This window comes from Pseudomonas sp. IT-P100 (assembly GCF_949767185.1).
Classification (GTDB): Bacteria; Pseudomonadota; Gammaproteobacteria; order Pseudomonadales; family Pseudomonadaceae; genus Aquipseudomonas; species Aquipseudomonas fluorescens_B.
This window is the reverse complement of record NZ_CATKQK010000033.1, coordinates 169,857-196,831: the sequence shown is the minus strand read 5'-3', so window position 1 is coordinate 196,831 and position 26,975 is coordinate 169,857. Positions and strand designations below refer to the sequence as shown.

General features: G+C 60.6%; 21 protein-coding genes. 13 read left to right on the top strand and 8 right to left on the bottom strand.

Translation table 11 applies throughout. The features are described from left to right. Position 1: 1 nt before the first annotated feature. Positions 2-412: a MerR family transcriptional regulator gene (locus tag ACM6IQ_RS21345; protein WP_414879762.1), complete on the top strand. Its 411-nt coding sequence runs from the start codon at positions 2-4 to the stop codon at positions 410-412. Here ACM6IQ_RS21345 and ACM6IQ_RS21340 read toward each other — a convergent pair. Beyond that, entirely contained in the window at positions 396-1,937 is a 1,542-nt protein-coding gene (locus ACM6IQ_RS21340) for an MFS transporter (protein ID WP_414879761.1), read from the bottom strand. The genes ACM6IQ_RS21345 and ACM6IQ_RS21340 overlap by 17 nt on opposite strands. Before the next feature lie 165 nt (positions 1,938-2,102). Here ACM6IQ_RS21340 and ACM6IQ_RS21335 point away from each other — a divergent pair, with 165 nt between their 5' ends. After that, positions 2,103-2,969 (top strand): LysR family transcriptional regulator, encoded by an 867-nt coding sequence (locus ACM6IQ_RS21335; RefSeq protein ID WP_017339156.1) that lies wholly within the window; start codon positions 2,103-2,105, stop codon positions 2,967-2,969. A 315-nt stretch (positions 2,970-3,284) separates the two neighbouring features. Then, on the top strand, positions 3,285-4,844 hold the full coding sequence (locus ACM6IQ_RS21330; protein WP_414879760.1) for a TerC family protein: 1,560 nt from the start codon (positions 3,285-3,287) through the stop codon (positions 4,842-4,844). 43 nt (positions 4,845-4,887) lie between these two features. Here ACM6IQ_RS21330 and ACM6IQ_RS21325 read toward each other — a convergent pair whose 3' ends face one another. From ACM6IQ_RS21325 to wecB, 4 genes are read right to left on the bottom strand one after another with little or no spacing between them, the layout of a single operon-like run. Next, positions 4,888-5,760, bottom strand: a complete 873-nt coding sequence (locus ACM6IQ_RS21325; protein WP_414879759.1) for a DUF4434 family protein — start codon at positions 5,758-5,760, stop codon at positions 4,888-4,890. Next, positions 5,760-8,927: an NfrA family protein gene (locus ACM6IQ_RS21320; protein WP_414879758.1), complete on the bottom strand. Its 3,168-nt coding sequence runs from the start codon at positions 8,925-8,927 to the stop codon at positions 5,760-5,762. Before ACM6IQ_RS21320 ends, ACM6IQ_RS21325 begins: the two co-directional genes overlap by 1 nt. Next, on the bottom strand, positions 8,924-11,098 hold the full coding sequence (nrfB, locus tag ACM6IQ_RS21315; RefSeq protein WP_414879757.1) for a cyclic di-3',5'-guanylate-activated glycosyltransferase NrfB: 2,175 nt from the start codon (positions 11,096-11,098) through the stop codon (positions 8,924-8,926). The genes ACM6IQ_RS21320 and nrfB overlap by 4 nt, the downstream gene beginning before the upstream one ends. Beyond that, positions 11,095-12,249, bottom strand: coding sequence for a non-hydrolyzing UDP-N-acetylglucosamine 2-epimerase (wecB, locus tag ACM6IQ_RS21310; RefSeq protein ID WP_414879756.1), 1,155 nt, complete (start codon positions 12,247-12,249; stop codon positions 11,095-11,097). Before wecB ends, nrfB begins: the two co-directional genes overlap by 4 nt. A 621-nt stretch (positions 12,250-12,870) precedes the next feature. On the opposite strand from wecB, the gene ACM6IQ_RS21305 reads away from it, so the two are divergent. The 9 genes from ACM6IQ_RS21305 to ACM6IQ_RS21265 all read left to right on the top strand — a co-directional run bounded on the left by ACM6IQ_RS21305 (position 12,871) and on the right by ACM6IQ_RS21265 (position 20,608). Then, on the top strand, positions 12,871-13,665 hold the full coding sequence (locus ACM6IQ_RS21305) for a hypothetical protein (RefSeq protein ID WP_414879755.1): 795 nt from the start codon (positions 12,871-12,873) through the stop codon (positions 13,663-13,665). A 277-nt stretch (positions 13,666-13,942) separates the two neighbouring features. Then, positions 13,943-14,791: a transporter substrate-binding domain-containing protein gene (locus ACM6IQ_RS21300; RefSeq protein WP_017339154.1), complete on the top strand. Its 849-nt coding sequence runs from the start codon at positions 13,943-13,945 to the stop codon at positions 14,789-14,791. A gap of 52 nt (positions 14,792-14,843) precedes the next feature. Continuing rightward, positions 14,844-15,506, top strand: a complete 663-nt coding sequence (locus ACM6IQ_RS21295) for an amino acid ABC transporter permease (protein ID WP_017339153.1) — start codon at positions 14,844-14,846, stop codon at positions 15,504-15,506. Positions 15,507-15,514: 8 nt separating this feature from the next. Next, positions 15,515-16,177, top strand: a complete 663-nt coding sequence (locus ACM6IQ_RS21290; RefSeq protein WP_017339152.1) for an amino acid ABC transporter permease — start codon at positions 15,515-15,517, stop codon at positions 16,175-16,177. After that, on the top strand, positions 16,174-16,971 hold the full coding sequence (locus tag ACM6IQ_RS21285; protein ID WP_017339151.1) for an amino acid ABC transporter ATP-binding protein: 798 nt from the start codon (positions 16,174-16,176) through the stop codon (positions 16,969-16,971). Before ACM6IQ_RS21290 ends, ACM6IQ_RS21285 begins: the two co-directional genes overlap by 4 nt. A 26-nt stretch (positions 16,972-16,997) precedes the next feature. Continuing rightward, complete coding sequence (locus ACM6IQ_RS21280; RefSeq protein ID WP_414879754.1) at positions 16,998-17,387, top strand: RidA family protein; 390 nt, start codon at positions 16,998-17,000, stop codon at positions 17,385-17,387. Positions 17,388-17,521: 134 nt separating this feature from the next. Next, positions 17,522-18,286 (top strand): IclR family transcriptional regulator, encoded by a 765-nt coding sequence (locus ACM6IQ_RS21275; protein WP_017339149.1) that lies wholly within the window; start codon positions 17,522-17,524, stop codon positions 18,284-18,286. Between the two features lie 39 nt (positions 18,287-18,325). Next, complete coding sequence (locus ACM6IQ_RS21270) at positions 18,326-19,543, top strand: amino acid deaminase (RefSeq protein ID WP_414879753.1); 1,218 nt, start codon at positions 18,326-18,328, stop codon at positions 19,541-19,543. Positions 19,544-19,672: 129 nt separating this feature from the next. Continuing rightward, complete coding sequence (locus ACM6IQ_RS21265; protein WP_414879752.1) at positions 19,673-20,608, top strand: sugar kinase; 936 nt, start codon at positions 19,673-19,675, stop codon at positions 20,606-20,608. A 163-nt stretch (positions 20,609-20,771) separates the two neighbouring features. Here ACM6IQ_RS21265 and ACM6IQ_RS21260 read toward each other — a convergent pair whose 3' ends face one another. Together ACM6IQ_RS21260 and ACM6IQ_RS21255 are read right to left on the bottom strand one after the other, a co-directional pair. Then, the gene (locus ACM6IQ_RS21260) at positions 20,772-21,047 is read right to left on the bottom strand and encodes a peptidylprolyl isomerase (protein WP_007898282.1); all 276 of its coding nucleotides are present in this window, start codon (positions 21,045-21,047) and stop codon (positions 20,772-20,774) included. Between the two features lie 100 nt (positions 21,048-21,147). Further along, positions 21,148-23,682: a PAS domain-containing protein gene (locus tag ACM6IQ_RS21255; protein ID WP_414879751.1), complete on the bottom strand. Its 2,535-nt coding sequence runs from the start codon at positions 23,680-23,682 to the stop codon at positions 21,148-21,150. A 118-nt stretch (positions 23,683-23,800) separates the two neighbouring features. On the opposite strand from ACM6IQ_RS21255, the gene ACM6IQ_RS21250 reads away from it, so the two are divergent. Beyond that, positions 23,801-24,910, top strand: a complete 1,110-nt coding sequence (locus ACM6IQ_RS21250; RefSeq protein WP_414879866.1) for a PilT/PilU family type 4a pilus ATPase — start codon at positions 23,801-23,803, stop codon at positions 24,908-24,910. A gap of 28 nt (positions 24,911-24,938) precedes the next feature. Here the strand turns inward: ACM6IQ_RS21250 and ACM6IQ_RS21245 are convergent, their stop codons facing one another. Then, the gene (locus ACM6IQ_RS21245) at positions 24,939-26,894 is read right to left on the bottom strand and encodes an acetoacetate--CoA ligase (RefSeq protein ID WP_414879750.1); all 1,956 of its coding nucleotides are present in this window, start codon (positions 26,892-26,894) and stop codon (positions 24,939-24,941) included. Positions 26,895-26,975: the final 81 nt, after the last annotated feature.

Genomic DNA, 26,975 nt, shown 5'->3' with positions numbered 1-26,975 from the left:
GATGAAGATTGGTGAATTGGCGCAGTTAAGCGGGTTTAACCCGTCGCGCATTCGGTTTTACGAAGCCCAGGGCCTGATCCAGAAAGTGGAACGCCGGGCGAACGGCTACCGGCATTATCCCGAGCAGGTCTTGCAAACGCTGTATCTCATCCAGTGCGCGCAGCAGGCCGGGTTCAGTCTGGAAGAGTTGAAACAGTTGATGCCGGACACCGCGACCGGGGAATTCAAGCACGACGAACTGATGGCGGGTCTCCAGCGCAAAGTCGAGCAGATTGAAGAAATGCAGCTGCACCTGGCGCAGAGCAAGGCAAAGCTGTTGGCGGTGATCGACGATATTCAGGCGAAACCCGACGGCATGGGCTGCGACGCCAATGCCGTACGGGTGCTGGCTTCATTCAAGCATTCGCGTTAATGGCGGCGGCCGATGGCGCGGGGATCGGATTGCGCATCAGCGTGCCCACCACCAGCGCTCCCAGCAATGCCAGTAAGCCGGCGATCAACAGCAAGAGACTGAAGCCGCCGACGAACGCCTGCCGGGCCAGCGGTTCGACGAGGCTGCGCGCGGTTTCCGGCAGCAGGCCCAGCGCCGCCGTCATGTCGCCGGCCACCACCCGCGAGGCGATGCCCTGGGTCTGGTCGAGCCATTGCGTCCCCTGTGCCGACAGACTGGCGCGCAGCAATTGCTCGGTATGACTGGACAGTAACGCTCCGTACACGCCGATAGCCAGCACGATTGCGCTGAAGCGCATGGTGGTGCTCATGCCCGACGCCATGCCGGTGCGCTCCCGCGGCACGCAGGCCATGATGTTTTTCTGTGTATCGCCATTGAGCAGCCCGGCACCGGCGCCCGTCACGGCAATGGCCAGGGCGAAGGGCAGGTATCCGCCGCTGCTGACCGCCCAGGCGCTCAGCAGGTTGCCACTGCCGACCAGGGTCAGACCGGTGGCCATCAACGTCGCCGGGGCAAAACGGCTGGCCAGGCGCACGCCGATACGCGGGCAAACCAGCATGGTCAGTGCAAACGGCAACATCCCCAGCCCTGAAGCGATGGCCGAGAAACCCAGGCCGTTCTGCAGATAAAACGGCAGCAACGTCATCATCACCTGGGCGCAGCCGGCATAGGCAAACATGCCCAGCAGCGCACCGATGAAGCGTGGGTGCTTGAACAATTGCAGGTCAACCATCGGCCGCTGCTGCATCCGCTCGATCACGACGAACAATCCCAACAACAGCGCGCCGCCGATCATTCGGGTGTAGGTGGTCGGGTTGTTCCAACCGATCCGGTTGGCTTCGATCAGGCCCCAGATCAGGCACAGCAGACTGGCACTGAACGCCAGGCTGCCCCAGGGATCGAGGCGTGCGGATTGGGGATCGCGAGATTCCGGCACCGCGCGCCAGACCATCAGCATCAGGAACAGGCCCACTGGCAAATTGAGGTAGAAAATCCAGCGCCAGCCGATGTATTCGGTAATCAGCCCGCCAATGGTCGGCGCAGCGGTCATTGCCACGCCCATGCACGCGCCCCAGAACGCCCAGGCTTTCGCCCGCTCAACCTCATCGTGAAAGGTGTGGCCGATGGAGGCGAGCGCCGAGGTCAGCAACAACGCCGCACCGACGCCTTTGATTGCCCGGGCGATGTCGAGGAACAACGCCGTGGGTGCCGCGCCGCAACCGATGGACGCGAGAATGAACAAGCCCAGGCCACAGAGCAGGGTTTTCTGCCGACCGAAGCGGTCGGCGATGCTGCCTGCCGGTAACAGCAGGGCGGCGAAAGCGAGCATGTAGGCGCTGACCACCCATTCGATGTCGGCAAAGTTCGCACCCAGGTCCCGGGCAATGGTGGGCAGGGTGACGGCGACGATGTTGGTGTCGAGGACGATCAGCGAGCAGACGCCGGAAGCCGTCAACAACGTCAGACGCGGACTGACGCGGCTCATGATGTGATTGCCTTTTGGGCAAGGCCATTGATCGCGGAAGCGCTAAGGGGTTTGACGTACATGGCATGGGCTCTCTACTGTGATTGCACCACGAGCTTATCGCGACCGTTTGCTGTCATTGTTAGCCGGAAAATGGGACTTCATTACCTTTGAGCTAATGCACCGATGGATATACGGCATTTCCGCTATTTTCTGGCCGTTGCCCGGCAAGGCAACTTCACGCGCGCCGCCGAACAGCTCGGTATCGCACCGCCGACCCTGACTCGGCAGATCCAGGACATGGAGAACGAACTCGGCACGCGCCTGTTCGTGCGCCAGACACGGGAAGTCAGCCTGACCGAAGCCGGCGCTGCGCTGGTGATCGAAGCTGAAGCGACGGTGCGGCAATTCGAATACGCCCAGCAAAATGCCCAGCGCGCCGGACGCGGGGATATAGGCCATATCGAACTGGGTTACGTGGCCTCGGCGGTGTACTCGGGATTGCTGCAAAAGCAGGTGCAGGCTTTCAGTCGCGAGTGTCCGGACGTCAGCCTGAATGTGCGCGAAAGCCCCATGGTGTCGTTGCCGACGATGGTGCTCGAAGGGCGATTCGATATCGGTTATGTCCGCTCACCCATGACCTTGCCCGAGGGCCTGGACGCCATCCGCCTCGACGCGGAAGGCTTTGTGCTGGCGCTGTCGAGCGAATCCTGGTTGTGCCGTTTGACCGAGATCGGCCCGGAGCATCTGCAGGCCGAGACGTTCATCCTGCCGGAACAGATCAGCGGCACCTTGCAAGTCGCTGCCGAGGGCGGGTTTGCACCGAAACTGGGCGCGCAACCCGGCGGGCTGGTGGCAGTGCTGGCGCTGGTGTCGCTGGGGCAGGGCGTGGCGGTGGTGCCGGAGTCGGTGGTCGGGCATGTCGGTTTGCCTGGCGTGCTGTACCGGTCGATCAAAGGGTGTGAGGCGAGCTCGTGGTTGTCGTTGATTCATCGACGGTTCGAGAAATCAGCGGCGGTGGTGCGGTACATCGAGCGGGTGAAAAACCGCTGAAAGCAACAGCTTCGCGAGCAATCTGTCGGACATTGGAAATCCAGAGGTGTACAGATTTTGTAATGATTTCCGGCTGTAGGAAAAGTCGCTTTCACATGTACGCTCGAATGCCTTTTTCCTTTCAGGATTTGCATGAACACCCTTTTGGAGCCTCCCGGTTATCCTTCTTCTTCGCGCCACCGTGCGCGTTTGACACGCGTGAAACACCCGGTCTTTCGATTTCAGAACACCCTTGCCATTGCAACTCCACGGCCTCTGCGCCGCGCTTTGCCGTGTCCGGCATTCTGAATTCACTGAAGAGATCGAGACGTTTTTATGGAATGGATAGCTGATCCCACCGCGTGGCTGGGCCTGCTGACGTTGATCGTGCTGGAGCTGGTGCTCGGCATCGACAACCTGGTGTTTATCGCGATCCTCGCGGACAAACTGCCCCCCGAGCAACGCGACCGTGCGCGAATCATCGGTTTGTCACTGGCGCTGCTGATGCGCCTGGGCCTGCTGGCAAGTATTTCCTGGCTGGTGACCCTGACCCAGCCGCTGTTCGAAGTGTTCGACAAGAGCTTCTCCGGTCGTGACCTGATCATGTTGTTCGGTGGTGTGTTCCTGTTGTTCAAAGCGACCATGGAATTGCACGAGCGACTCGAAGGTCATGTTGGCGAACGCTCATCCAGTACGGCTTACGCGCAGTTCTGGCCGATCGTCGCGCAGATCGTGGTGCTCGACGCGGTGTTCTCCCTCGACGCGGTGATTACCGCGGTGGGCATGGTCGATGAACTGGCGGTAATGATGATCGCGGTGATCATCTCCATTGGCCTCATGATCGTCGCCAGCAAGCCGCTGACGCGTTTCGTCAACGCACACCCGACGGTCATCATGCTGTGTCTGGGCTTCCTGATGATGATCGGTTTCGCGCTGACCGCTGAGGGCCTGGGCTTCCACATTCCGAAGGGCTACTTGTACGCGGCCATTGGTTTCTCGATCCTGATCGAAATTTTCAACCAGATCGCCCGGGCCCGGCGCAAGAAGTCCATGCAGGGCCTGCGACCCATGCGTGAGCGTACGGCCCACGCTGTGCTGCGTTTGTTGGGCGGTCGCAAGTTGGCGGCGGAAGAGGTGGGTGAGGAGATCTCCGATCTGCTGGACAACGGCGAAGCACCGAGCGAGGAGCTGTTCGATCGCCGCGAGCGCGTGATGATCAGCGGTGTCTTGCAACTGGCCGAGCGTCCGATCCGCACGCTGATGACCGTGCGCGCCGATGTCGATCACATCGACCTGTCCGACGACGCGGAAGCCATCCGTGCACGGCTGATGCATTCGTCCTACTCGCGCCTGCCGCTGATTCGCGATGGTGCGGTGGATGAGCCGCTGGGCTTCGTGCACAAGAAGGAATTGCTCAAGGAATACCTGTCCGGCAACGAGCCAAACCTCGAGCACCTGGCGCGCAAGACCCTCAATTTGCTCGACAGCTATTCGATCCTCAACGCTCTGGAACAGATGCGCAAAGCCTCGACTCACATTGCCTTTGTGGTCAATGAATTCGGTGACTTCGTCGGCGTGCTGACCATGACCGACATTCTCGAATCGATTGCCGGTGAGTTGCCCGATGCCAGCGAAATCGAAGGTCCGGATGTGGTCGAGGAGAAAGGCGGATTCGTGGTCAGCGGCGCGCTGAACCTGGCGCGTGTGCGTCAGCGGACCGGGTTTGCTGCCGAACCTACCGACGACTATCAGACCCTCGCCGGACTGGTGGTGAGCTTGCTGGATCGTCTGCCGTTGATCGGCGACCACCATGAGTGGGAAGGCTGGCGGATGACCGTCATGGCGGTTGAAGAGCGGCGGGTGACACGGGTGTTTCTGGTGCGGATCGGCGAGTGATTTTTCACCGTTTTCGATGGCTGACTGTCAGGCGACCTGGATCTTATTGACGAAAACTGACCTGGTTCTTGCGCTGGTTGTCCAGAATCACTTTGCCCCACGGCCGGTAACGCAGGGAAAACACCGCCGTCGGATGGCAACCCGCTGAGGCCGTTTCCGGAGTGGCCGGTTCCGCGAGAAACGGCTGCCCCTCGGCGCTGACCTGCCGGAACGCTTCGCGCACGATGCCGATCGGGCAGGGCAGCGCACTGGCATAGCCGTTGCGCACCAGCGGCGGCAAACGACCGGTGCCGGCGCCGTCCTGCCACCAGATCTGCACACCGATGTCCGCGAGTCCGCCCAGCCACTGTCCGTACACGCGCGGTGCGAGCTTGCCCACATTAAAGGTGCTGACGTGTAACGGTGCGTCCAGTTTTCCGGCGAAATCCTTGAGCTGGCGTTGCAGGGACTGCCGACGATCCACGGCCAGGAAGTGAAAATCGTCGAGCTCCATCGGCAAGTACCAACCGCTGACCGGCAGCTTCCAGTCCTGACGCAGCCGTTGTTGCTGAACCAGCGACTGCCCGAGTTGCGCCTGCCAATAAGCTGCGAGCCCGGCGCTGTCCAGCTCATTGATGCGCTGGTAATAGGCAGGGTCCATGCGCAGGCCCAGCACCAGCTTCAGGCCCTGGGCGTGGGCCTGTTGCAAACTGCGGGCGAGCCAGCCATTGGTGCCGCCGAAGTCCGAATCACCGTACGCCGTCCATTGCACGATGACGGTTTGCACGCCATGTTTGACGGTGTCTTGCCAGATACGCTGCCATTGCGCCTGACTGACACTGGCGTCGACGTTCAGTGGTTGATAGAAAATCCGTTCATCGGCGCGAGCCATTGTGCTGCTCAGTAACAGACAGAAAACCAGGAAAAGTCGCGTCATCAGAAATTCAACTCCACGCCCAGCAGCACACCGTTGCCGCCTTCATACAGATTGCCGCTCAGGGATTGCTGATACTCGGTGCGCACCGTCAGGTGTGTACGGTAAGCGTTGTAGATGTCGTCGTCGAACCACCATTGCCAACGCAGGCCGATACCCGTGCGCAAGTCCTGGCGCCAGTCGTTGCCCGGGTCCTGCGTGGCGAACTCCAGGAAGCCGTACGGCATGAGAGTTTGCGCGCCGTTGAACGGCAGCTTCCAGGTGTGACCTTGCTGGAACCGCGACAGCCATTGGTGATCACCCGCCTTGGTCCACCACGCGGCGTCGAGGTAGAGGAAGCGTTCTTCCCAGTCGTTTTCATCGACGCGCCAGTCGTTGCGGAATCGTCCCTGATCGAGGAACGACGCGGTGGTACGCAGCAAGTAGTCGGTGCTGGTGTGGCCGTCCTGGCGGTGATCGTTGAACTGGTCGGCCAGTTTTTCGGGGATGAGCAATTGGCCCAGGCTCAGACGCTGATTGTCGTTGTCATTGAACGTGCTTTGCTTGTAGATCTCGCCGTAGAAGTTGATGTTCGCGGTGCCCCACGGCTTGTAGCGCAGACCCACGCCGGTGCCGAGGGATTCGCCGTAGCTCGATCGGCCCTGCCCACCGAGCAATACGCGGCCGTAGAGTGACAACGCGCTCCCGGCGCGACTCGGTTCTTCACCGAGCGCATGGTCCCAGATCGCCACTTGCACGTTTTGCGACATGGCGCGCCGTGACGAGTCGCGAAGGGTGCCATTGGGGCGGAAGCTATCGTTGGTCGAGACCCCGGCCGGCGACCAGGTGCTGGCCAGTGTGCGGCTGTCGCGGCGGGACAGGGTTTCGTGAGCGCGACGCTGGCGATAGCGACGCGCTTCCATGCTACCGTCCTCATCGTCGGCGGCGACCGGGTGCTGTTCCAGGTCAATGACCCGACGCAATTCCTTGCGCGCTGCCGCGCTGTCTTCGGCTTCGTCATAACGCAGCGCCAGGGTTTCACCGAGGCGATAGTCTTCCGGGAAATCCCGGGTAGCGCTTTGCAGGTACGGGATGGCGCGGGCGCGCTGTTCTTTCGTGTCCGCCCCGGCGAGACGCATGCCGTAATCGGCATGAAAACGCCGGTTGTCCGGCTCGCGACGCACCGCTTCGGCGAGCCACGCGGTACTTTGTTGCAGCTCGCCGGCCTTTTGCGCGGTCACCGACGCCGCATAGAAATGCCCGGCATCCGGTGCCTGTTGCAAGGCTGAGCGTTGACGCTGCAGCGCCCCTGCAAGATCGCCGCGCGCGTCGGCAACCGCTGCACCGAGGGCCCATTCATTGGCGCCACGAGTGCGACTGCGTTGCCAGTAACGTTCTGCGGCTTGCGGGTCGCCAGCGGTGAGGGCGCTGCGACTGGCCGTCAGCCTGGCGTTGTCGCTCAGTTCGGCATCCGCAAAGCTGCGCCAGATGGCCAGGGCACCTGCGGAATCTCCGGCCGCCTCCAATGCATAAGCCAGCGGCAGACGGCTGCCACGGTCGCCGAGTTTTTCGGCGCTTTGATAGTAGACGACGGCTTCACCCGGTCGATCCGGCATGGCGCAGCGGCCCAGGGCGCGATAGTCGCCTGCGACTTGCGGGTGATCGCCGATGGCTTGTTGCACCGCATCGCACTGACCCTTTTCCGCCAGTTGCGCCAGCAGTTGGCCGCGAGTCACGGGATCGACGCGCTGGAGCAGCGACACCATGCGTTGCTGTTGCGCCGGGGTTGGTGTCGAGGACGCGTAGAACCCCGCCAGCCGTTGCAGCATGGCGACGGGCAACTTGCCGCCGTGACGATCGTAAGCGCTTTCAAGCAACCGTTGCGCGTGTTCGCGTTGGCCAGCGTTGAGCGCCAGATACGTTGCCTGATTAAGTGAGCCGAGGTCGCCGGTCTGCTGGTAATGCCGCTCCCAAAGCGTTGCCGCTTCGGTGTTGCGCCCCAACGCCTGAACCAGTTCAGCCCGGCGTTTCACCACTTCAGCGGTCTGTGGCTGGCCGGCGAGCCAGGCCAGGACTTTGTCGGTCTGGCCCTGGTCCTGCCAGATATCCAGCAGTTGCGCCTGCCGACGGCTATCCCAGGGTTCGGGCAGACGCGTGCTTTGCAGCAGTTCGCTGGCTTGCAGGCGCTGGGCCAGGATCAGCCAGGTTTGCGGGTCGTCGTTCGGCTGGCAATCACGCAATTGCGTGCGTGCGGCTTCCGGATCGCGACCGGACAGCCATTCGACCGTTTCCAGGCACGGACGCTGCAATTCGCCACTCAAACGTTGCACGGTCGGCACATCGCCAGTCTGTCGCGCCAGTTCCCACAGACGCTGGCGTTGCGCCGGGTCCGCCAGGTCGCTGGCGGGCAATGATTGAATCCAGCGTTGAGCCTGTTGCACCTGACCCATGGCGATTGCCCGGTCGATCATCGCGAGGCGGGTCTGGCGCTCGGCTTCGGGCGTCGGTGCCTGTTGCAGCAATTGCTGCAACGGCTGTTCGTCGAGACGCTGCACATAGGCATTGGCCAGTCGCTGCCAACCTTCTGCGTCCAGTTGCTTGCTGGCGGCCAGCGGCGCGAGTTGCTCGATGGTGCCGTTCCAGTCGCGCAGTTGCTCGGACCAATTGGCGCGAGCCTCGCGCAGGATGTTGTCGTCCCCCTTGGGCGCCAATTGCGCGAGCCACTCGTAGGCCCGGCCTGCGCCACCAAACCTGGCCAGGCTCAGGCTGTAGGCCTGCCACAGGCGTACACGCTGATTGAGGTTGCTGGTCGTCAGCCATTGTTCCACCTGCTCGTTGCCCGGAGGATCCTGTTCTATCCAGGTCAGGCGCAGGTTGAGGAGGGCGTCGTTGTTGTCCGGATTGTCCGGCAGCGCCTGCACGGCATCCTTGTATCGCCGCTGCCTGGCCAGCGCTTCTACCAGCAGTGCCCGGGCTTCATCGTTGTTTGGCACTTTGGTCAGCAGGTGGCGCATCAGCCGCTCGACTTCGGCCCAGTTACCTTTTTTCGCTTCGCGGTAACTGCGATCCATGTAGGGAAAACTGCGGAACTGTTCGAACTCGGTCAGCGGTTCAGCCTGCACCCACGCGGCGGAGCTCAGGCTCAGCAACAGGCTGCCGACGAGGAGGGTATGGCGATTGACAGGCTTCATGCGACCTCCCGGACAATGCGGTAGGCGGCCTGCTGTTCGCTGGCCTGGTCGGCCAGGGCCTGCTCGAGGATTTCCTGAGTAATCATGCCGCGCGAGATCAGGTGTTCACCCAAAGACATGTGCTCGGCATCGAAGTCGATCAAGGCCTGATTGAACAGGCTCGGCGGGACCATGCCGCGCACTTGCAGCAGATTGCCCAACAGTACCTGGTGATGACTGACGCGTTCGAGCAAGGCTTCATCGTCCTGATGACGTTCAAGCACTTCGAGCATGTGGTGGACTTCCTCGTTCTGACGGCGGCTGGCGTACCAGTAGCGGATGCCCAGCGTGACCCGGCCCTGGGGCGCGAGGCGGCAGCGCACCGGACGTTTCAGTTGACGGCTGATGGCGCCGAGGGAGACCTGGCTCACCTGCCCTTCGGAGGCGAGCACCAGTGTACTGCCGTCCTCAGCCACCGGGAGTACGCCGTAGTGGGAGGCAATCTTGCGCGGCACGGCGTCGATCAAGTGTTTGTCGAGCTTGAACGGGTTTAACGGTGCCCATTCAAGGTCCAGTTGTTCGGCGAGGGTTTCCACCAGCTGCGTGCTGTTGATGTGTTCGCGCAACAGCAGTTCGTGGCCCAGTCGGCGCCGTATCGGGTTGGTGATCGCCGCTTCCAGTTGTTCTTCCGTGAGCAGGCCTTTTTCCACCAGGCGATGACCCAGCGGCGTGCGCTGGGCCTTGGTCAGGGCCGGGAATTCATGGGTGGTCTTGTCCCACGCCACGCGGCGCGAATCGCCCATTTCCATGACCTGGCGCAGCGCCCGCACGTTGGCGAAGAAGTTGATGAAGTTGCTCCATATCATGCGCGGTGCCGACAACAGGCCTTCGACCAGTCCGTAGTAACGCGTGACGAACCAGCCACGCTGGAACAGCCGATTGATCAGCATCAAACCGTTGAGCCACAGGAGCGTCGCGAGCAGTGGGCTGTTGGACAGGATCGATGGATAGCGCCAGGCGGTCGGGGCGATCACCGTCATCAGCCACATCGCCAGCAGCACGATGCACAGCAGGTTGACCAGGAAACTCAGCAAGTAGGCGATCATGCCCCGACGGTCACGCCACAGGAAATAGTTGAGCACCCCCGTGGGGCTCCAGCCGAGGTTCTTGGTGCCCTGAAAGACGATACCGACGATCCAGCGGGATTTCTGGCGGATGGCATGCTGAAAATCCCGGGGGAAGTGTTCGCGAACGCAGATCACCTGGGAAAACACCCGGTCCATGCCAAACGCCCAAGGCTGGTCAAGCGCCAGTTTCGGGTCGGTCACCGAGTAACGGGCGAAGATGCACTTCATGCCTTTTTGCTTGAGGCGAAAACCGATGTCGTAGTCTTCGGTCAGGCTCTGCACGTCGAATGCAATCCCGTCGCCGTCTTCCAGCAGGGCCGTGATGGCTTTACGGCTGAAGCAGGTACCGACGCCGGCGCTGGGCACCTGGCCGGTCATGGCTTCGCGGACGATAACGTCCTTGCCATGGTTTTCAGCGAACTCGTCGACGTAGTGCCCGGCGGTGAAGCCTCGCCACTCCGGCGCATAGGGATAGACCGGAATCTGGATCAGGTCCTTGGCCGGCAGCAGGTAGTTGAAGAGGCGCAATTCCATTGGCGAAATCACATCTTCGGCATCGTGCAGAATGAACCCGGCGAACTGGATTTTCGCCTCGTTTTCAAAGCGCAGGATCGCGTCGATGACGTTGTTCAGGCAGTCGGCCTTGCTGGTGGGGCCGGGGCGGGCGCAGACCACTTTGTGCACGTTGGGATAGTGCCGACAGACCGCATCGACGTCGGACTGAGTCTCGGCATCGTTGGGATAGGTACCGACGAAAATCTGATAGTTCTCGTAATCGAGAGTCGACGCCGCAAGACGCGCCATCTCACCCACCACGCCCACTTCATTCCATGCAGGAACCATGATCGCCAGTGGTTTTTCGGCAATGGCGTACAGGCGCTCTTCGTCCGCGCGCTTGAATTTTTCATAGATTCGCCAGCGCCGAACCAGCTTGCGGCCCCAGTACACGAGGTCGATGAACAGGTCATCGAGCCCGAGGAGGAACATCAACAGCGCCAGGGCGATCGCGAGGTATTTGAGACCGAACAGGACGTAGGCAAAAAAATCGACTAAATCGAAACTCATTGTGCGTTGACCGCTTCCGAGCGTTCGCTCAACCACTGGCACAGTCGGGTGGCGATGCGTTCGCTGGCGTGGCCGTCGCCGTAGGGGCTGTGGACACGACTCATGCGTTCGAAGTGAGCTTCGTCGTCCAGCAGCAGGCAGCTTTGCTTGACGATGCGGTCGGTGTCGGTGCCCACCAGCAACACGGTCCCGCCTTCAAGCACGGAAGGTCGTTCGGTGACATCGCGCAGCACCAGTACCGGTTTGCCAATGGCAGGAGCTTCTTCCTGGACACCGCCGGAATCAGTGAGAATGAAATGCGCGCGACCCATCAGCCAGACGAAATGCTGATAATCCTGCGGCGCCACCAGGTAAATGTTCGGCTTGTCCGAGAGCACGCCATACACCGCTTTTTGCACTTGCGGATTGAGGTGCACCGGGTAGACAAATTGCACATCGGGGTAGCGCAGCGCGAGGTCGGCGAGGGCCAGGCAGATGTTGCGGAAACCGTCGCCGAAATTCTCCCGGCGGTGGCCAGTGATCAACACCATGCGTCGATTGTCGTCGAGCACCGCCAGAGGCGAGCCGGCGGCCGGATGCCAGTTGATCTGCTGTTGATGCGTGCGCATCCACAGCAGCGCATCGATCACCGTATTGCCGGTGACTTCAATAGTGGCCTTGGACACGCCTTCACGCAGCAGGTTGTTTTCACCCTTGGTGGTCGGGGTGAAATGCAGGTCGGCGAGGACGCAGGTCAGGCGTCGGTTGGCTTCTTCCGGCCAGGGTGCACGCAGGTTGCCGGTGCGCAGACCCGCTTCGACATGACCGATCGGCAGCTGGCGATTGAAGGCGGCGAGGGCGGCGATGAAGCTGGTGGTGGTATCACCGTGAACCAGCACGATGTCGGGCTTCACCCGCTCGTAAGCCTGGTCGAGGTTGATCAGCAGTTGCTGTGACAGCCCATTGAGGGTCTGACCCTGAGTCATCACCTGCAGGTCCTGGTCGATCGTCAGCTCGAAGGAGTCCAGCACTTGCCTGAGCATCTCCCGGTGTTGTCCGGTGGAGCAGATGTTCAATTCGACCCCGGGCCATTGACGCAACACTCTGGCGAGTGGCGCCATCTTGATGGCCTCCGGCCGAGTACCGAAAACCATCATGACGTTAAAAGACATTCGCCCTCCTGCGGGTGTAGCAAAGGCTCTGGCTTGAGGCCATCTGCGCTTTTTCGCTGACTGAACAATGAATGAAAACAGCCGGATCGGAGTGTGTCCGAATCGGCTTCAAGCTTGGCTGACGTCGCTGAAATGCGACTGATACTCCGCCGAAAGTGGCTCTTGGATCGCACTGTAAACCCAGTAGCGAGGATGGAGTGACCAAAGAGGGCATGAGAAAAAAGCGAGGCTAGCACCGTCCTTCAGGACGGGCAATCCGCTTGGCGTGACCCCGTTGTCGACACCTTCCCAGGCATTTTTACAGGCGATGAGTTTTGAGCAGGTTCGGGCGATTCGCTCAAGCGCCTTCAGGGCAATTGGGGGAGGGCTGAGAGGTCTGTTCAACGCTGAGAGGAAACAGTGGAGTACAACGAGAGATAGTCTTGTACTCCGACGGTTTCTAGCGATGAAACTCAAGTATTCGTGAGTAATTGCCAGGGCATCCACTGTCAGAGTTGACAGTAGACAATGTTTTTGGAGTGGTGCTTGATTGCATTCAGTTGATTGTTGGGGCTGAGACCGTACCGACAGCGTTTCAACCGTTTTGATGAACTCATCTCTGGTTATGGAAGGGCTATCGACATGTTCTCTACAGCAGTGGACAGCGGATTTATCGACACACAATCGCTTGACTCTCCAGCTTTGCTCACGGCACCGACGGTATGGTTCGCGGACCACGAGGTTGTTCGGGTATTTTTCCCGGTGCTGGCTGACTACCGACCCGGGCAAGTGACTACCCAACTATCTGACCCTACCCTGAAGCCCGGCGATGAGGTGTACGTCACCTGGTTCAGCGATAACGGCCGATACGACGCCGAACCCCATTCTGTTGTCGCGTCCGGGCCACAACAAATCCAGATTCCCGATGACATGGTACGGATGCACTCGGGCGCCACGGTTTACGTCAGCTATGTCGTGAGCCATACGGACGCCACGAAATCGTGCTCCAAAATGTTCTCCTTCGTGGTCACCAGCGGGGAGCTGGATCTTGATCGGTTACCGGATGTCGAGATTGTCGAGGCGCGAGACGGCGTATTGAAACTCTCGGACGTTCCGCCCGATGGCGCCACATTTCGTATTCCACCCATTCGCGGGTTGCATCGGGGAATGTTCCTCGGACTCAGGATTTATTCCACGACCGGTGGTATCCCTTGCGGTCCCGACGTACCGCCACCTTGTGGACCCGGTATCGAGTATCGATTCGAATGGAAGCAGATCCGCACAACTGCGGATGCCTTGCTGAGCTTTCGACTGGAACCGGACTTTCTGAGGACGCTCGTGGGCAAGGAGTCTCGCGCGGGTTATGCAATCGAACTGCTCGACTACCTGCATTACAACAAAGGAGGGTCGAGTGGTTTGTTCTCTGTTAAGGAATAGTGCGCATTCGCGGAGTAAGCGGTTTCAGTGACAACTTTGGCTCACTTGCCCTCAATGGGTGCTCAATTACCCACCGACTGTGGTCAACGGTAGCGCCCATGTCTTGCGGAATCCGGTAACACGTGTTGCCGGTATTTTCGCATCCTGTTGATTCGACTCGAATTTCAGTTTCCCTGTGATTTTCCGGCAGACCTATGGCACACTTTCTGCTGTCTATTCCGTTGTTACATACCTAGTTCCGGTATAGCGGAATAAACATCATCCTGGAGTGCTTGCCATGCATCGCCGACCTTCCTTGTTTAAAGCGTGTGTTTTTCTCTTTGCGGCTTCGGCTGCTGCCGTGGGCGTTGCCCAGGCGGCGGACAGCAAGCTCGACAGTGTGCTGGCCCGCGGGAAACTGATCGTGGGTACGGGCAGTACCAACGCGCCGTGGCATTTCCAGGGAGCGGATGGCAAGTTGCAGGGTTTTGATATCGATATCGGGCGGATGGTCGCCAAAGGGTTGTTCAACGACCCGAGCAAGGTCGAGTTTGTGGTGCAGTCATCCGATGCGCGGATTCCCAACCTGTTGACCGACAAGGTCGACATGAGCTGCCAGTTCATCACCGTGACCGCCAGCCGTGCGCAACAGGTCGCCTTCACGTTGCCGTACTACCGCGAAGGTGTCGGCCTGCTGTTGCCGGCGAACAGCAAGTACAAGGAAATCGAAGACCTCAAGGCGGCCAATGACAGCGTGACCGTAGCAGTGCTGCAGAACGTGTACGCCGAAGAGCTGGTGCATCAGGCGCTGCCCAAAGCCAAGGTCGATCAGTACGACAGCGTGGACCTGATGTATCAGGCGGTGAACTCCGGCCGTGCCGACGCCGCCGCCACCGATCAGTCGTCGGTGAAATACCTGATGGTGCAGAACCCCGGCCGCTATCGCAGCCCGTCCTACGCCTGGAGCCCGCAAACCTACGCCTGTGCCGTAAAGCGTGGCGATCAGGACTGGCTGAACTTCGTCAACACCACCCTGCATGAAGCCATGACCGGCGTTGAGTTCCCGACTTACGCGGCGTCCTTCAAACAGTGGTTCGGTGTCGATCTGCCTACTCCAGCCATCGGTTTCCCTGTCGAATTCAAATGATCCCGTGAGAGCGGGGCGGTGATGAATCGCCCCGTTCAAGGTACTGCTGACCATGAACTATCAGTTGAACTTTGCCGCCGTGTGGCGCGATTTCGACACCTTGCTGGCGGGGCTCGGTCTGGGCCTTGAGCTGGCGCTGGTGTCGATCGCCATCGGCTGCGTGATCGGCCTGCTGATGGCGTTTGCCTTGCTGTCAAAGCATCGCGCGTTGCGGGTGCTGGCATCGGTGTATGTGACGGTGATCCGCAATACGCCGATTCTGGTGTTGATTCTGTTGATTTACTTCGCCTTGCCGAGTCTCGGCATTCGTCTGGACAAGATCCCGTCGTTCATCATCACCCTGTCGCTGTACGCCGGGGCTTACCTGACCGAAGTGTTCCGTGGCGGCTTGTTGAGCATTCCCAAGGGGCAGCGCGAAGCCGGGTTGGCGATCGGTCTGGGCGAGTGGCAGGTCAAGGCCTACGTCACCGTCCCGGTGATGCTGCGCAATGTGTTGCCGGCGCTGTCGAACAACTTCATTTCGCTGTTCAAGGACACCTCGCTGGCGGCGGCGATTGCCGTGCCGGAGCTGACCTATTACGCGCGCAAGATCAATGTCGAGAGCTACCGGGTGATTGAAACCTGGATGGTCACTACAGCGCTCTATGTTGCGGCCTGTTACCTCATTGCCATGATGCTGCGTTACCTCGAGCAGCGTCTGGCGATCCGCCGATAGGAGGCCCCATGTACGAATCACCCAGTTGGTTGCATGAATTGTGGGTTGCCCGCGAAGTGTTGTGGCAAGGCTTTCTCACCAGTGTGCAGGTGTCGGCCCTGGCGATTTTGCTGGGCACGATGGTCGGCATTGTCACGGGGCTGGTGCTGACCTACGGCAAGTTCTGGATGCGCGCACCGTTCCGTTTCTACGTGGACATCATTCGCGGCACGCCGGTGTTTGTGCTGGTGCTGGCCTGCTTCTACATGGCGCCGGCGCTGGGCTGGCAGATCAGCGCGTTTCAGGCCGGTGCCTTGGGGTTGACGCTGTTCTGCGGTTCCCACGTCGCCGAGATTGTGCGCGGTGCGCTGCAAGCGTTGCCGAGCGGACAGATGGAAGCGAGCAAGGCGATTGGCCTGACGTTTTTCCAATCCCTCGGCTATGTGCTGTTGCCCCAGGCGTTGCGGCAGATCCTGCCGACCTGGGTCAACTCGTCCACCGAGATCGTCAAGGCCTCGACGCTGTTGTCGGTGATCGGCGTCGCCGAGTTGCTGCTCAGCACCCAGCAGATTATCGCCCGGACGTTCATGACCCTCGAGTTTTACCTGTTCGCCGGATTTCTGTTTTTCGTCATCAACTACGCCATCGAATTACTCGGCCGGCACATTGAAAAGCGGGTGGCCTTGCCATGACTCAACCTCAAGTTTCGAACGCTCAAAACGGGCAGCCCCTGCTGGACATTCGCGGGCTGCACAAAAAGTATGGCCAGCTGGAAGTGCTCAAGGGCGTAGACCTGACCCTGCAGCGCGGCAACGTGGTCACGCTGATCGGTTCCAGCGGTTCGGGCAAGACCACGCTGCTGCGCTGCGTGAACATGCTCGAAGAGTTTCAGGGTGGGCAGATCGTGCTCGATGGCGAGTCCATCGGTTATGACGAGGTCAACGGCAAGCGCGTACGGCACCCGGAAAAAGTCATTGCCCGGCATCGCGCCATGACCGGCATGGCGTTCCAGCAATTCAATCTGTTCCCGCACCTGACAGCCTTGCAGAACGTCACCCTCGGTCTGCTCAAGGTCAAGAAACTGCACAAGGACGAGGCCGTGGCCCTGGCGGAAAAGTGGCTGGAGCGGGTCGGCCTGCTGGAGCGACGTGATCATTATCCCGGTCAGTTGTCTGGCGGTCAGCAACAGCGTGTGGCGATTGCCCGGGCGATCGCGATGAACCCGAGCCTGATGCTGTTCGACGAAGTCACCTCGGCCCTCGACCCGGAGCTGGTGGGCGAAGTGTTGAGCGTGATCAAGGGGCTCGCCGAAGACGGCATGACCATGCTGTTGGTAACCCACGAAATGCGTTTCGCCTTCGAGGTCTCGGACAAGATCGTTTTCATGAATCAGGGGCGGATCGAAGAGCAGGGGCCACCCAAGGAGCTGTTCGAACGCCCGCAATCGCCGCGTCTTGCCGAGTTTCTGAAAAACACTCGGTTCTAAACCCCTTTCAATCAGGAGAAACACACATGAGCATTACTCGTTACGGCACCGGCAGCACCGCCGCTGGCGGCCAGCCTCGTCCTTTCGCCCGTGCCGTTGAAGCCGATGGTTGGCTGCACGTGTCCGGGCAAGTGCCGGCGCTGGATGGCGAGATCATTGTGGGCGGCATCGTCGAGCAGACTCACCAGACTATGAAGAACCTGATCGCGATTCTGGAAGAGGCCGGTTATGGCCTGGAAGATGTGGTGCGTGCGGGCGTGTGGCTGGAGGATCCGCGGGATTTCACCAGTTTCAACAAGGTCTTCTCCGAGTACTTCAAACCCGAACACGCTCCGGCCCGTGCCTGTGTGCAGGCGAACATGATGGTGGATTGCAAAGTCGAGATCGACTGCATCGCGTACAAGAAAAAGGCCTGATTCTAGATGGCTCTTGTAGGAGCTGCCGAAGGCTGCGATCTTTTGCCGTTTTCTGGACATGCTGCAAGGGCAAGATCAAAAGATCGCAGCCTGCGACAGCTCCTACAGGTCGAATTTGTATGGGAACCACTGAAATGACCGAAGACACCATCAAGCGCCGGGCTCGCGGTCTGGACCGGGCGTTCGATATCCTCGATTTCCTCAAGGAAATCGGCCAGCCCCTGCGTCCGAATGAAATCGCCAGCGGCATCGGCAGCCCGAAATCCACGGTCTACGAACTGGTGGCCTCGCTGCTGGAACGGCGGATTCTCGAGCCTGTGGGCAAGGACGGTCACGTCTACCTCGGCCGTCAGCTGTATTTTCTCGGCCAGGCGCATTTGCGCCACTTCGACCTGACCCGCGAGGCCGACCACGCCTTGCAGGAGATCGTCAGCCAGACCCATGAAACCGCGCAGATGTGCCTGCTCAACGGGCGCAAGTACACGGTGGCATTGATGAAAGAGGGCGAGCGGCATTTCCGCATTTCCTCGGACATCGGCGAGAACGCCCCAATTCCGTGGACCGCATCCGGACGCCTGTTGCTGGCGCACCTGAGTGACGAGGAAATCATCGACCTGATCGATCACGACGACTTCATCCTGCCCAACGGCGAGCGCCTGCCGCTGGAGCAGTTTCTCGGTGAAATCCGTCAGGCCGGAATCGACGGGTTTTTCTCGTTCGACAGCGTCGCCGACACCTTTACCCATTGCTTCGCCGCCCCGGTCAAAGACCCGAACGGCGTGGCCATTGCTACCTTGTGCATCGTCGCCCCGCGGGCCGATGCCAAGACACATTACAACGACTATCGCCGGGTGTTGATCGACAACGCCAACCGCCTGGCCCGTCGCATTAACGAATAACAGCGGCTGCCTGCGGCCGCGAATGTGAGGAGTTCGACCATGTCTACTGCCCAAAATACTGCCGCCGTGGAAAAGGGTTTCGCCCAGACCGGTGCCCACCTGGTGCGCGACGTCAGCCTGCCAGCGCTGGTGCTGCATCGCGAGGCGCTGGAACACAACATTCGCTGGATGCAGGCGTTCGTCAGCAATAGCGGCGCCGAACTCGCGCCCCACGGCAAGACCAGCATGACCCCGGCACTGTTTCGCCGCCAACTGGACGCCGGCGCCTGGGGCATCACCCTGGCCAGCGCCACGCAAACCCGTGCGGCGTATGCCCATGGCGTCCGTCGGGTGCTGATGGCGAACCAACTGGTCGGTACGCCGAACATGGCGCTGATCGCTGATTTGCTGGCGGACCCGACGTTCGATTTCCATTGCATGGTCGATCACCCGGACAACGTCGCGGACCTCGGCGCGTATTTCGCTTCGCGCGGCGTACGCCTCAACGTGATGATCGAGTACGGCGTGGTCGGCGGTCGTTGTGGCTGCCGTACGGAAGAGGAAGTGCTCGCGCTGGCCAAAGCCATCAACGCCCAACCTGCATTGGCGTTGACCGGCATTGAAGGCTATGAAGGCGTGATCCATGGTGATCATGCCGTCTCCGGCATCCGTGAGTTTGCGGCGTCGTTGGTGCGTCTGGCGGTGCAGTTGCAGGACAGTGGCGCGTTCGCCATTGCCAAGCCGATCATCACCGCGTCGGGTTCAGCCTGGTACGACCTGATTGCCGAATCCTTCGAAGCGCAAAACGCCGCCGGCCGTTTCCTCAGCGTATTGCGCCCCGGCAGCTACGTGGCGCACGACCATGGCATCTATAAAGAAGCGCAATGCTGCGTGCTCGACCGCCGCAGCGATTTGCACGAAGGCCTGCGTCCGGCGCTGGAAGTCTGGGCTCACGTGCAGTCGTTGCCGGAGCCGGGTTTTGCGGTGATCGCTCTGGGCAAGCGCGATGTGGCCTACGACGCCGGTCTGCCGGTGCCGTTGCTGCGTTACAAGGCCGGCGCGGTGCCGGCGAAGGGCGACGATGTCAGCGCCTGCAAGGTGACGGCGGTAATGGACCAGCATGCGTTCATGACGGTGGCACCAGGTGTTGAGTTGCGGGTGGGCGATATCATTTCGTTCGGGACTTCGCACCCGTGCCTGACGTTCGACAAGTGGCGGACCGGGTGTCTGGTGGATGAGCAGTTGAATGTCATCGAAACCATGGAAACCTGTTTCTAAGGTTCGGAACCGAGGAGCGGCTATCGCGAGCAGGCTCGTTCCCATAATGGAATGCGTTCCCCCTGTGGAGCGAGCCTGCTCGCGATAGGGCCATCCCAGACAACATAGAAACACCAGAGATTCGAAAACATGAACACCATCAACACCCTCGGCCCCAACGCCCCGCGTATCGCCCTGATCGGCGAATGCATGATTGAGCTGCAGCAACGTGTCGACGGCAGTCTGCAACAGAGCTTCGGCGGCGATACCTTGAACACCGCGGTCTACCTGTCCCGCGAACTGGGCGATGGCGGTGCGGTGGATTACGTCACTGCCCTGGGCGATGACAGTTTCAGCGACGCCATGTGCCAGAGCTGGGCCGACGAAAACATCGGTCTGGGCAGAGTCCAGCGCTTGCCCGGCCGCTTGCCCGGGCTGTATTGCATCCAGACCGACGCCGCCGGCGAGCGCCGTTTTCTCTATTGGCGCAACGAAGCCGCGGTCCGTGACTGCTTCACCACCCCGGCGGCGGCCCCCATTCTCGCGGCGTTGCCGGACTACGACGTGCTGTATTTCAGCGGCATCACCCTGGCGGTGCTTGGCGTGCAAGGTCGGGCGAAACTGCTGGAAACCCTGATCGAAGCCCGGCAGCGCGATGCGCGCATTGTGTTCGATAACAATTACCGGCCACGTTTGTGGGCGTCGATCGAGGAGGCTCGGGCGGCTTATCGCAGCGTGTTGCCGTATGTCGACCTCGCGTTGCTGACGGTGGATGACGAGCAGGCGCTGTTCCATTTTTCCAGTTGCGAGGCGGTGTTTGCCGCTTACGCGCAAATGGGCACGCCGGAAGTGGTGCTCAAGCGCGGCGCCGAGGCGTGTCTGATTCGTTGTGACGGCGAGTCGTTCGAGGTGCCGGCGCACAAGGTTGAACGCGTGGTCGATACCACGGCGGCGGGGGATTCGTTCAGTGCGGCGTACCTTGCCAGTCGGCTCAAGGGCGGCAGCCCGGTAGAAGCGGCCGAGGCCGGGCATCGGTTGGCGAGTCGAGTGATTCAGGTGCCGGGGGCGTTGATCCCCAAAGACTGACACGAATGATGTGTGGCGAGAGAGCTTGCTCTCGTTGGGCTGCGAAGCAGCCCCAATACCTGAAAGCACCTACTGTCAGGCACACCGCATTCTCAGGTTTTACGACTGCTTCGCAGCCGAGCGGGAGCAAGCTCCCTCGTCGCAGGAGGTCTCGGCCAACCGATCAATCCCGGTAAAACACCTGTACCAGGTGATACCCGAACTTGCTCTTGATCGGTCCGTGCACCACCCGCAGCGGTTTCTTGAAGATCACCGCGTCAATCACACCCACCATCTGCCCCGGCCGCACTTCACCCAGATCACCGCCGCGCTTGCCGGACGGGCAGGTGGAGTATTTCTTGGCCAGCACATCGAAGGCTTCGCCCTTGGCGATGCGTTGTTTGAGCTGCTCGGCTTCTTCCGAGGTTTTCACCAGAATATGGCGGGCTTGAGCTTTCATTGGGGCAGATACCTTGCAACGGTGGTGGCTATGCGGGTGCCAGCGTGGGGCGCGCGATTATGCCCTAACTCGCTGAAAAGATCGCAGCCTGCGGCAGCTCCTACGGTTGGCCGATCATCGTGCGAATCTTGTTGGCCAGCAGATCAATGGAAAACGGTTTGGCCACCATGTCCATGCCTTCCTCGAGGAAACCCTGGCGTTCGGCGGCTTTCTCCGCGTAGCCGGTCATGAACAGCACCTTGAGTTCCGGCCGGTGCTGGCGCGCGATTTCTGCCAGTTGCCGACCGTTCATGCCCGGCAGCCCGACATCGGTCACGAGTAGATCCACGCGCACGTCGGACTCCAGCAAGGGCAGGGCGGACTTCGCGTCCTCGGCTTCATGGGCGTGATAACCCAGCTCATTCAGCAAGTCGAGGACCAGCATGCGCACGGCTGGATCATCCTCCACCAACATCACGGTTTCACCGGCAATCGCCGCTGGCGCCTCGCCGCTGAAGGGCATTAGCGTGTTCTCCGGTTCCGGGAAATACAGCAGCGGCAGGTAAAGGCGAACGCAGGTGCCCTGGCCTGGAACGCTGTGGAGTTTGACGTGGCCGCCAGACTGCTGGGCAAAACCATAAATCATCGACAAACCAAGCCCTGTGCCCTGGCCGATGGGTTTGGTGGTGAAGAAAGGATCGAACGCCTTGGCCAGCACCGACGGGGTCATGCCGGTGCCGTTGTCGCTGACGGCAATCATCACGTAATCCCCGGGCTTGACTGTTTCCAGGGTGGTGATATCGCTGCTGTCGAGGTAAACATTGGCCGTTTCAATCAGCAACTCGCCGCCATCGGGCATGGCGTCGCGGGCGTTGATCACCAGGTTGAGCAACGCGTTTTCCAGTTGGCTGACGTCGGTGCTGACCGGCCAGGCTTCATCGGCCAGTCGCAGCTTCAGCGCGATGTGATCGCCTTTGGTGCGGCTGAGCAGGTCTTCCAGGGAATGAATCAGCGCGTTGGCATTCAGCGTCTTGCGATCCAGCGACTGGCGTCTGGAGAATGCCAGCAGGCGATGGGTCAGGGCGGCCGCGCGGTTGGCTGACGACACGGCCGCCTCGGTGAAACGGCCGATCTCGGCGGCGCGACCGTCAGCGATGTAGCGCTGCATCAGGTCGAGGCTGCCGATAATCCCGGTGAGCATGTTGTTGAAGTCATGGGCAATGCCGCCAGTGAGCTGACCGACCGCTTCCATTTTCTGAGCATGGCGCAAGGCGTCTTCAGCACGTTCGCGCTCGAACATCTCGTTTTGCAGGCGCTGGTTCGCTTCGGCCAATTGCTGGGTGCGGGCGGCAACGCGTTCTTCAAGGGTTTCGTTGAGATTGCGCAAGGCTTCTTCGGTCTGTTTGCGTTCGGTTTCATCGATCACGAAAATGTAGAAACCGTTCACCGCGCCATCCGGCCCGTGGCGGGGCAGGTAGTTCATCAAGGCCTGACGGGTGCTGCCATCACGATGCGGCGTGCTGATGCTGAAGCAACAGGTTCTGCCTGCCAGTGCTTCGGCGATGTATTCGGCGCGCAAGGCGTAGGCTTCGTCACCCAGCACCTCACGAATGGTCCGACCGTAGAGCTCCTGGGGCGTCAGGCCGTACCAATCCAGATACGCGGCGTTGTTCAGGCGAAAGCGTTCCTCGCTGTCGACGTAACTGATCAGGATCGGTATGGCGTGGATGATCAGTTGCAGCTCGGTCTGGCTCTGGCGCAAGGCCTGTTCGGTGTGTTTGCGTTCGGTCAGGTCCAGGGCAGCGCCGAGGAAACGGATGGGCCGGCCATGGTGATCCCTGTAGCAGCGGCCCCGGGCAAACACCCAGCGCAGCTGACCGTCGGGTTGCAGCAGGCGATACTCCTCGGCGTATTCGGTGCCGTGGGTGATGCAATGCTTGATGCTGCGGGTGACCATCGCACGGTCTTCCGGATGCACTGCTCCCAGGTAGTCGCTGATTGGCAATTGGCTGGCGAGTAGCGGATCGATACCGTGCAACTGGGCAAAGTGGGCATCGGCAATGAAGCGGTCTTCGCTGATGTCCCAGTCCCAGGTGCCGACGGCGTCGGTGGCGGCCAGCGCCAATTGCAGGCGTTCCTCGGTTTCGCGCTGAGCCTTCAGGCTGGCGGCCGAGCGTTGTTCAAGTTCGAGGGCAATGCGTCGGCGTTCGTTGGTTTCGATGGCAGTGACCAGAATCCCGGCGACCTCGGCGCTTTCATCGCGGATCGGACTGTAGGTCAAATCCAGCCAGAAGTCGGACTCGTCATTGTCACGTTGCAGGGTAAAGCGCTGTTCGCTGTAGGTTCGCACCTGGCCCTGTAGGACGGCGCTGTAAATCGGGTCGGTAAAGTCTTTGAGTTCTGGCCAGATCTGGTGTGTCGGTTGTCCGAAAGCGTGCGGATGCTTGCTGCCGGCCAACAGGGCGAAGCCGTCGTTGTAGATCTGCGTGAGTTCCGGCCCCCACAGCAACAGCATCGGCATCGGTGAGTGAATCACGATGTCCACTGCCGTACGCAGGCTCTGCGGCCAGGCACTGGCGCTGCCGAGCGGGGTGCGCGACCAGTCCAGTCTGGCAATCAGGGCCTGGGCATCGCTGCCGGTGGGTGTTGCGTTCATCAAAGTGTTCCTGCACGTCAGTCAGTTTGGCGGCGTACTATCCTAGAGCGTTAGTCGCGGTATGACCCGTTTTTGGGGTCATTTCTGTTCATTCAATGCTTCGCGGGTGTTTTTTGCCATGGAAATCGATGGGCTTTTGAAGATTCTGGCCAGCCAGGAGGGTTCCGATCTGTACCTGTCCACCGGCGCGCCACCCTGCGCACGGTTTGATGGTGTGCTTAAACCCTTGACCGACCAGCCATTCAAACCGGGGGAAATCACGGCGATTGCCATGTCCATCATGGACGCCGAGCAGCGGCTGGAGTTCGATCGGGAACTGGAGATGAACCTGGCGATCTCTTTGCCGGGTGTCGGGCGTTTTCGGGTCAACATTTTCAAGCAGCGCAACGACATGTCGATTGTGGTGCGTAATGTCAAACTCGACATTCCACGTTTCGAAGACCTCCGGTTGCCAGCGGTCCTGCTGGAAACGGTCATGCTCAAACAGGGGCTGATGCTGTTCGTCGGCGCCACCGACTCAGGCAAGTCTACCTCACTGGCGGCGTTGATCGATTATCGCAACCGCCACAGCAGCGGCCATATCATCACCATCGAAGACCCGGTCGAATACATTCATCGGCACAAGAAGTCGATCATCAATCAGCGCGAGGTCGGCGTGGATACCCGCAGTTTTCATGCGGCGTTGAAGAATACCCTGCGCCAGGCACCGGATGTGGTGCTGATCGGCGAGATCCGCGACCGCGAAACCATGGAGCATGCGTTGGCGTTTGCCGACACCGGGCACCTGGTGATTTCCACCTTGCATGCCCACAATGCCCATCAGGCGCTGGACCGTATCATCAACTTCTTCCCGGAGGAGCGGCGGACGCAACTGCTGCATGACCTGGGCAACAATCTCAAAGCGTTCGTTTCCCAACGGCTTGTGCGTACCCGTGATGGGCAACGGAGGGCAGCGGTGGAAGTGATGCTCGGTTCGCCGACCATTGGTGACTTGATCCGCCGTAACGAATTCGATGAGCTCAAGGGGATCATGGAGAAGTCCGTCGAGCAGGGCATGCAGACGTTCGATAGCGCGCTGTTCGCGTTGGTTGAAGAGGGTGCGATCGATGAGGAGGAGGCGCTGAAGCACGCGGACTCGATGAACAATTTGCGCCTGCGACTGAAGCTGCATGCGGAAACATCCCCGGGCCCCCAAGCACCACCCGGCGAATGGGGACTGATGGACTGACACCGGCAGCTCCCGCCAGAGACGTTGTTCAGTCCTTGAGCTCGGGGCGGTCGCGGAACTGATCCAGGGCCTCTGGATTGGCCAGCGCATCGGTGTTTTTCACCGGCTGGCCATGCACCACATTCCGCACCGCCAGCTCGACCACTTTGCCGCTGATGGTGCGTGGAATGTCCGTTACCGCGACGATTTTCGCCGGCACATGCCGTGGCGTGGTGTTGGCGCGAATGACCTGGCGAATCTGCTGTTGCAGGGGCTCGTCGAGTTCGACGCCATCGCGCAAACGCACGAACAGCACCACCCGCACGTCATCCTGCCACTGCTGGCCGATGGCCACGCTGTCGATCACCTGCGGGACTTTCTCTACCTGACGGTAGATTTCCGCTGTGCCGATGCGCACGCCGCCGGGGTTGAGTACGGCGTCCGAGCGGCCGTGAATCATCATTGCGCCGTGAGTCAATTGTTCGGCGTAATCGCCCTGGGCCCAGACGCCCGGAAACTGGCTGAAGTAGGACGCGCGGAGCTTTTCGCCGGTCGGGTCGTTCCACAGGCCGATGGGCATCGCCGGAAAGTGCCGGGTGCAGACCAGCTCACCTTTTTCACCCATTACGGGAGCGCCGGCGTCATTCCAGACCTCGACGGCCATGCCGAGGCTCTTGCCCTGGATTTCACCGCGACGCACCGGCAGCCACGGATTGCCGATCACGAAGCACGAAACGATGTCGGTGCCGCCGGACATCGACGCCAGGCACAGGTCAGCCTTGAAGTCGCGGTAAACATAGTCGTAACTCTGCGGCGATAGCGCAGAGCCGGTGCACAGCAGGGTTTTCAGGCTACCAAGATCATGACTTTGCCGAGGTTTCACCCCGGTGCTTTCCAGTGTCGCGAGGTATTTGGGGCTGGTGCCGAACACACTGATTCGCTCGTCGTCGATCAGGTCGATCAAACGCTCGGGGCCGGGATGAAACGGTGAGCCGTCGTACAGCACCACGGCGCTGTCCACGGCCAGGGCCGAGACCAGCCAGTTCCACATCATCCAGCCGCACGTCGTGTAGTAAAACAAACGGTCGCCGGGGCCGAGATCGCAATGCAGGCCGTGTTCCTTGACGTGTTGCAGCAGTACGCCGCCGGTGCTGTGAATGATGCATTTGGGCACGCCGGTGGTGCCGCTGGAATAGAGGATGTACAGCGGGTGTGCGAAGGGCACGGCGACAAAATCCGGCTCGCCACCGGGTTCGTAGAATTCATCCCAGAGTGCCACGTCGGCGTGGGTGCAGAAGTCTGCGGTACGTGCCTGTGGTCGAGCGTAAGGCACGACGATCAATTGTTGCAGCGACGGCAGGCGTTCGAGGATTTCGTTGACCTTGGTGCGCTGGTCGATGTCTTTGCCGGCATAACGGTAACCGGCGCAGGTGATCAGCACCTTCGGTTCGATCTGGCCGAAGCGGTCGATCACGCCTTGGGTGCCGAAGTCCGGTGAGGAACAGGACCAGATCGCCCCGAGACTGGTGGTCGCGAGCATGGCCACCAGGGTTTGCCAGGTATTGGGCATGCACGCGGCGACGCGATCGCTGAGGCCGACACCGGCGGCGATCAGACTGTTTTGAAAGCCGGCGACATGCTCGGCCAGTTCGGCCCAGGTCAGCTGTTCACGCTGGCCGTTTTCGGCGATGGCGATAACGGCCACGGCATCGTCGCGACGGCGCAGCAGGTGTTCGGCGAAATTCAGGGTGGCGCCTGGGAACCATTGGGCGCTGGGCATATGATCGCCTTCGATCAACACCGCGTCGGGTTGATCGTGGAAGCGGATATCAAAGAAATCGACGATGGCTTGCCAGAAGTCGACCCGCTGCTCGATGGACCATTGATGCAGATCGGCGTAGTCGGCGATGTCGAGGTGGTGACGTTGATTGATGAAGCGCCGGAAGGCCTCCATGCGGGTTTTGGCGACGCGCTTGGCGTCGGGTTGCCAGAGAATGTCGGACATGGTTTGCCTCTTCTTCTATGTGTGCACACAGTCTTCTGTGGCGAGGGAGCTTGCTCCCGCTGGGTGGCGAAGCCGCCGCAA

What these genes read in the sequence shown, in the direction of transcription:
- ACM6IQ_RS21330 (WP_414879760.1), top strand. Translation starts at nt 3,285, where the DNA reads ATGGAATGGATAGCTGATCCCACCGCGTGGCTGGGCCTGCTGACGTTG.
- ACM6IQ_RS21270 (WP_414879753.1), top strand. Translation starts at nt 18,326, where the DNA reads ATGTCTACTGCCCAAAATACTGCCGCCGTGGAAAAGGGTTTCGCCCAG.
- ACM6IQ_RS21265 (WP_414879752.1), top strand. Translation starts at nt 19,673, where the DNA reads ATGAACACCATCAACACCCTCGGCCCCAACGCCCCGCGTATCGCCCTG.
- ACM6IQ_RS21245 (WP_414879750.1), bottom strand. Translation starts at nt 26,894, where the DNA reads ATGTCCGACATTCTCTGGCAACCCGACGCCAAGCGCGTCGCCAAAACC.
- ACM6IQ_RS21320 (WP_414879758.1), bottom strand. Translation starts at nt 8,927, where the DNA reads ATGAAGCCTGTCAATCGCCATACCCTCCTCGTCGGCAGCCTGTTGCTG.
- nrfB (WP_414879757.1), bottom strand. Translation starts at nt 11,098, where the DNA reads ATGAGTTTCGATTTAGTCGATTTTTTTGCCTACGTCCTGTTCGGTCTC.
- ACM6IQ_RS21340 (WP_414879761.1), bottom strand. Translation starts at nt 1,937, where the DNA reads ATGAGCCGCGTCAGTCCGCGTCTGACGTTGTTGACGGCTTCCGGCGTC.
- ACM6IQ_RS21285 (WP_017339151.1), top strand. Translation starts at nt 16,174, where the DNA reads ATGACTCAACCTCAAGTTTCGAACGCTCAAAACGGGCAGCCCCTGCTG.
- wecB (WP_414879756.1), bottom strand. Translation starts at nt 12,249, where the DNA reads ATGTCTTTTAACGTCATGATGGTTTTCGGTACTCGGCCGGAGGCCATC.
- ACM6IQ_RS21305 (WP_414879755.1), top strand. Translation starts at nt 12,871, where the DNA reads ATGTTCTCTACAGCAGTGGACAGCGGATTTATCGACACACAATCGCTT.
- ACM6IQ_RS21295 (WP_017339153.1), top strand. Translation starts at nt 14,844, where the DNA reads ATGAACTATCAGTTGAACTTTGCCGCCGTGTGGCGCGATTTCGACACC.
- ACM6IQ_RS21280 (WP_414879754.1), top strand. Translation starts at nt 16,998, where the DNA reads ATGAGCATTACTCGTTACGGCACCGGCAGCACCGCCGCTGGCGGCCAG.
- ACM6IQ_RS21255 (WP_414879751.1), bottom strand. Translation starts at nt 23,682, where the DNA reads ATGAACGCAACACCCACCGGCAGCGATGCCCAGGCCCTGATTGCCAGA.
- ACM6IQ_RS21335 (WP_017339156.1), top strand. Translation starts at nt 2,103, where the DNA reads ATGGATATACGGCATTTCCGCTATTTTCTGGCCGTTGCCCGGCAAGGC.
- ACM6IQ_RS21260 (WP_007898282.1), bottom strand. Translation starts at nt 21,047, where the DNA reads ATGAAAGCTCAAGCCCGCCATATTCTGGTGAAAACCTCGGAAGAAGCC.
- ACM6IQ_RS21290 (WP_017339152.1), top strand. Translation starts at nt 15,515, where the DNA reads ATGTACGAATCACCCAGTTGGTTGCATGAATTGTGGGTTGCCCGCGAA.
- ACM6IQ_RS21325 (WP_414879759.1), bottom strand. Translation starts at nt 5,760, where the DNA reads ATGACGCGACTTTTCCTGGTTTTCTGTCTGTTACTGAGCAGCACAATG.
- ACM6IQ_RS21345 (WP_414879762.1), top strand. Translation starts at nt 2, where the DNA reads ATGAAGATTGGTGAATTGGCGCAGTTAAGCGGGTTTAACCCGTCGCGC.
- ACM6IQ_RS21275 (WP_017339149.1), top strand. Translation starts at nt 17,522, where the DNA reads ATGACCGAAGACACCATCAAGCGCCGGGCTCGCGGTCTGGACCGGGCG.
- ACM6IQ_RS21250 (WP_414879866.1), top strand. Translation starts at nt 23,801, where the DNA reads ATGGAAATCGATGGGCTTTTGAAGATTCTGGCCAGCCAGGAGGGTTCC.
- ACM6IQ_RS21300 (WP_017339154.1), top strand. Translation starts at nt 13,943, where the DNA reads ATGCATCGCCGACCTTCCTTGTTTAAAGCGTGTGTTTTTCTCTTTGCG.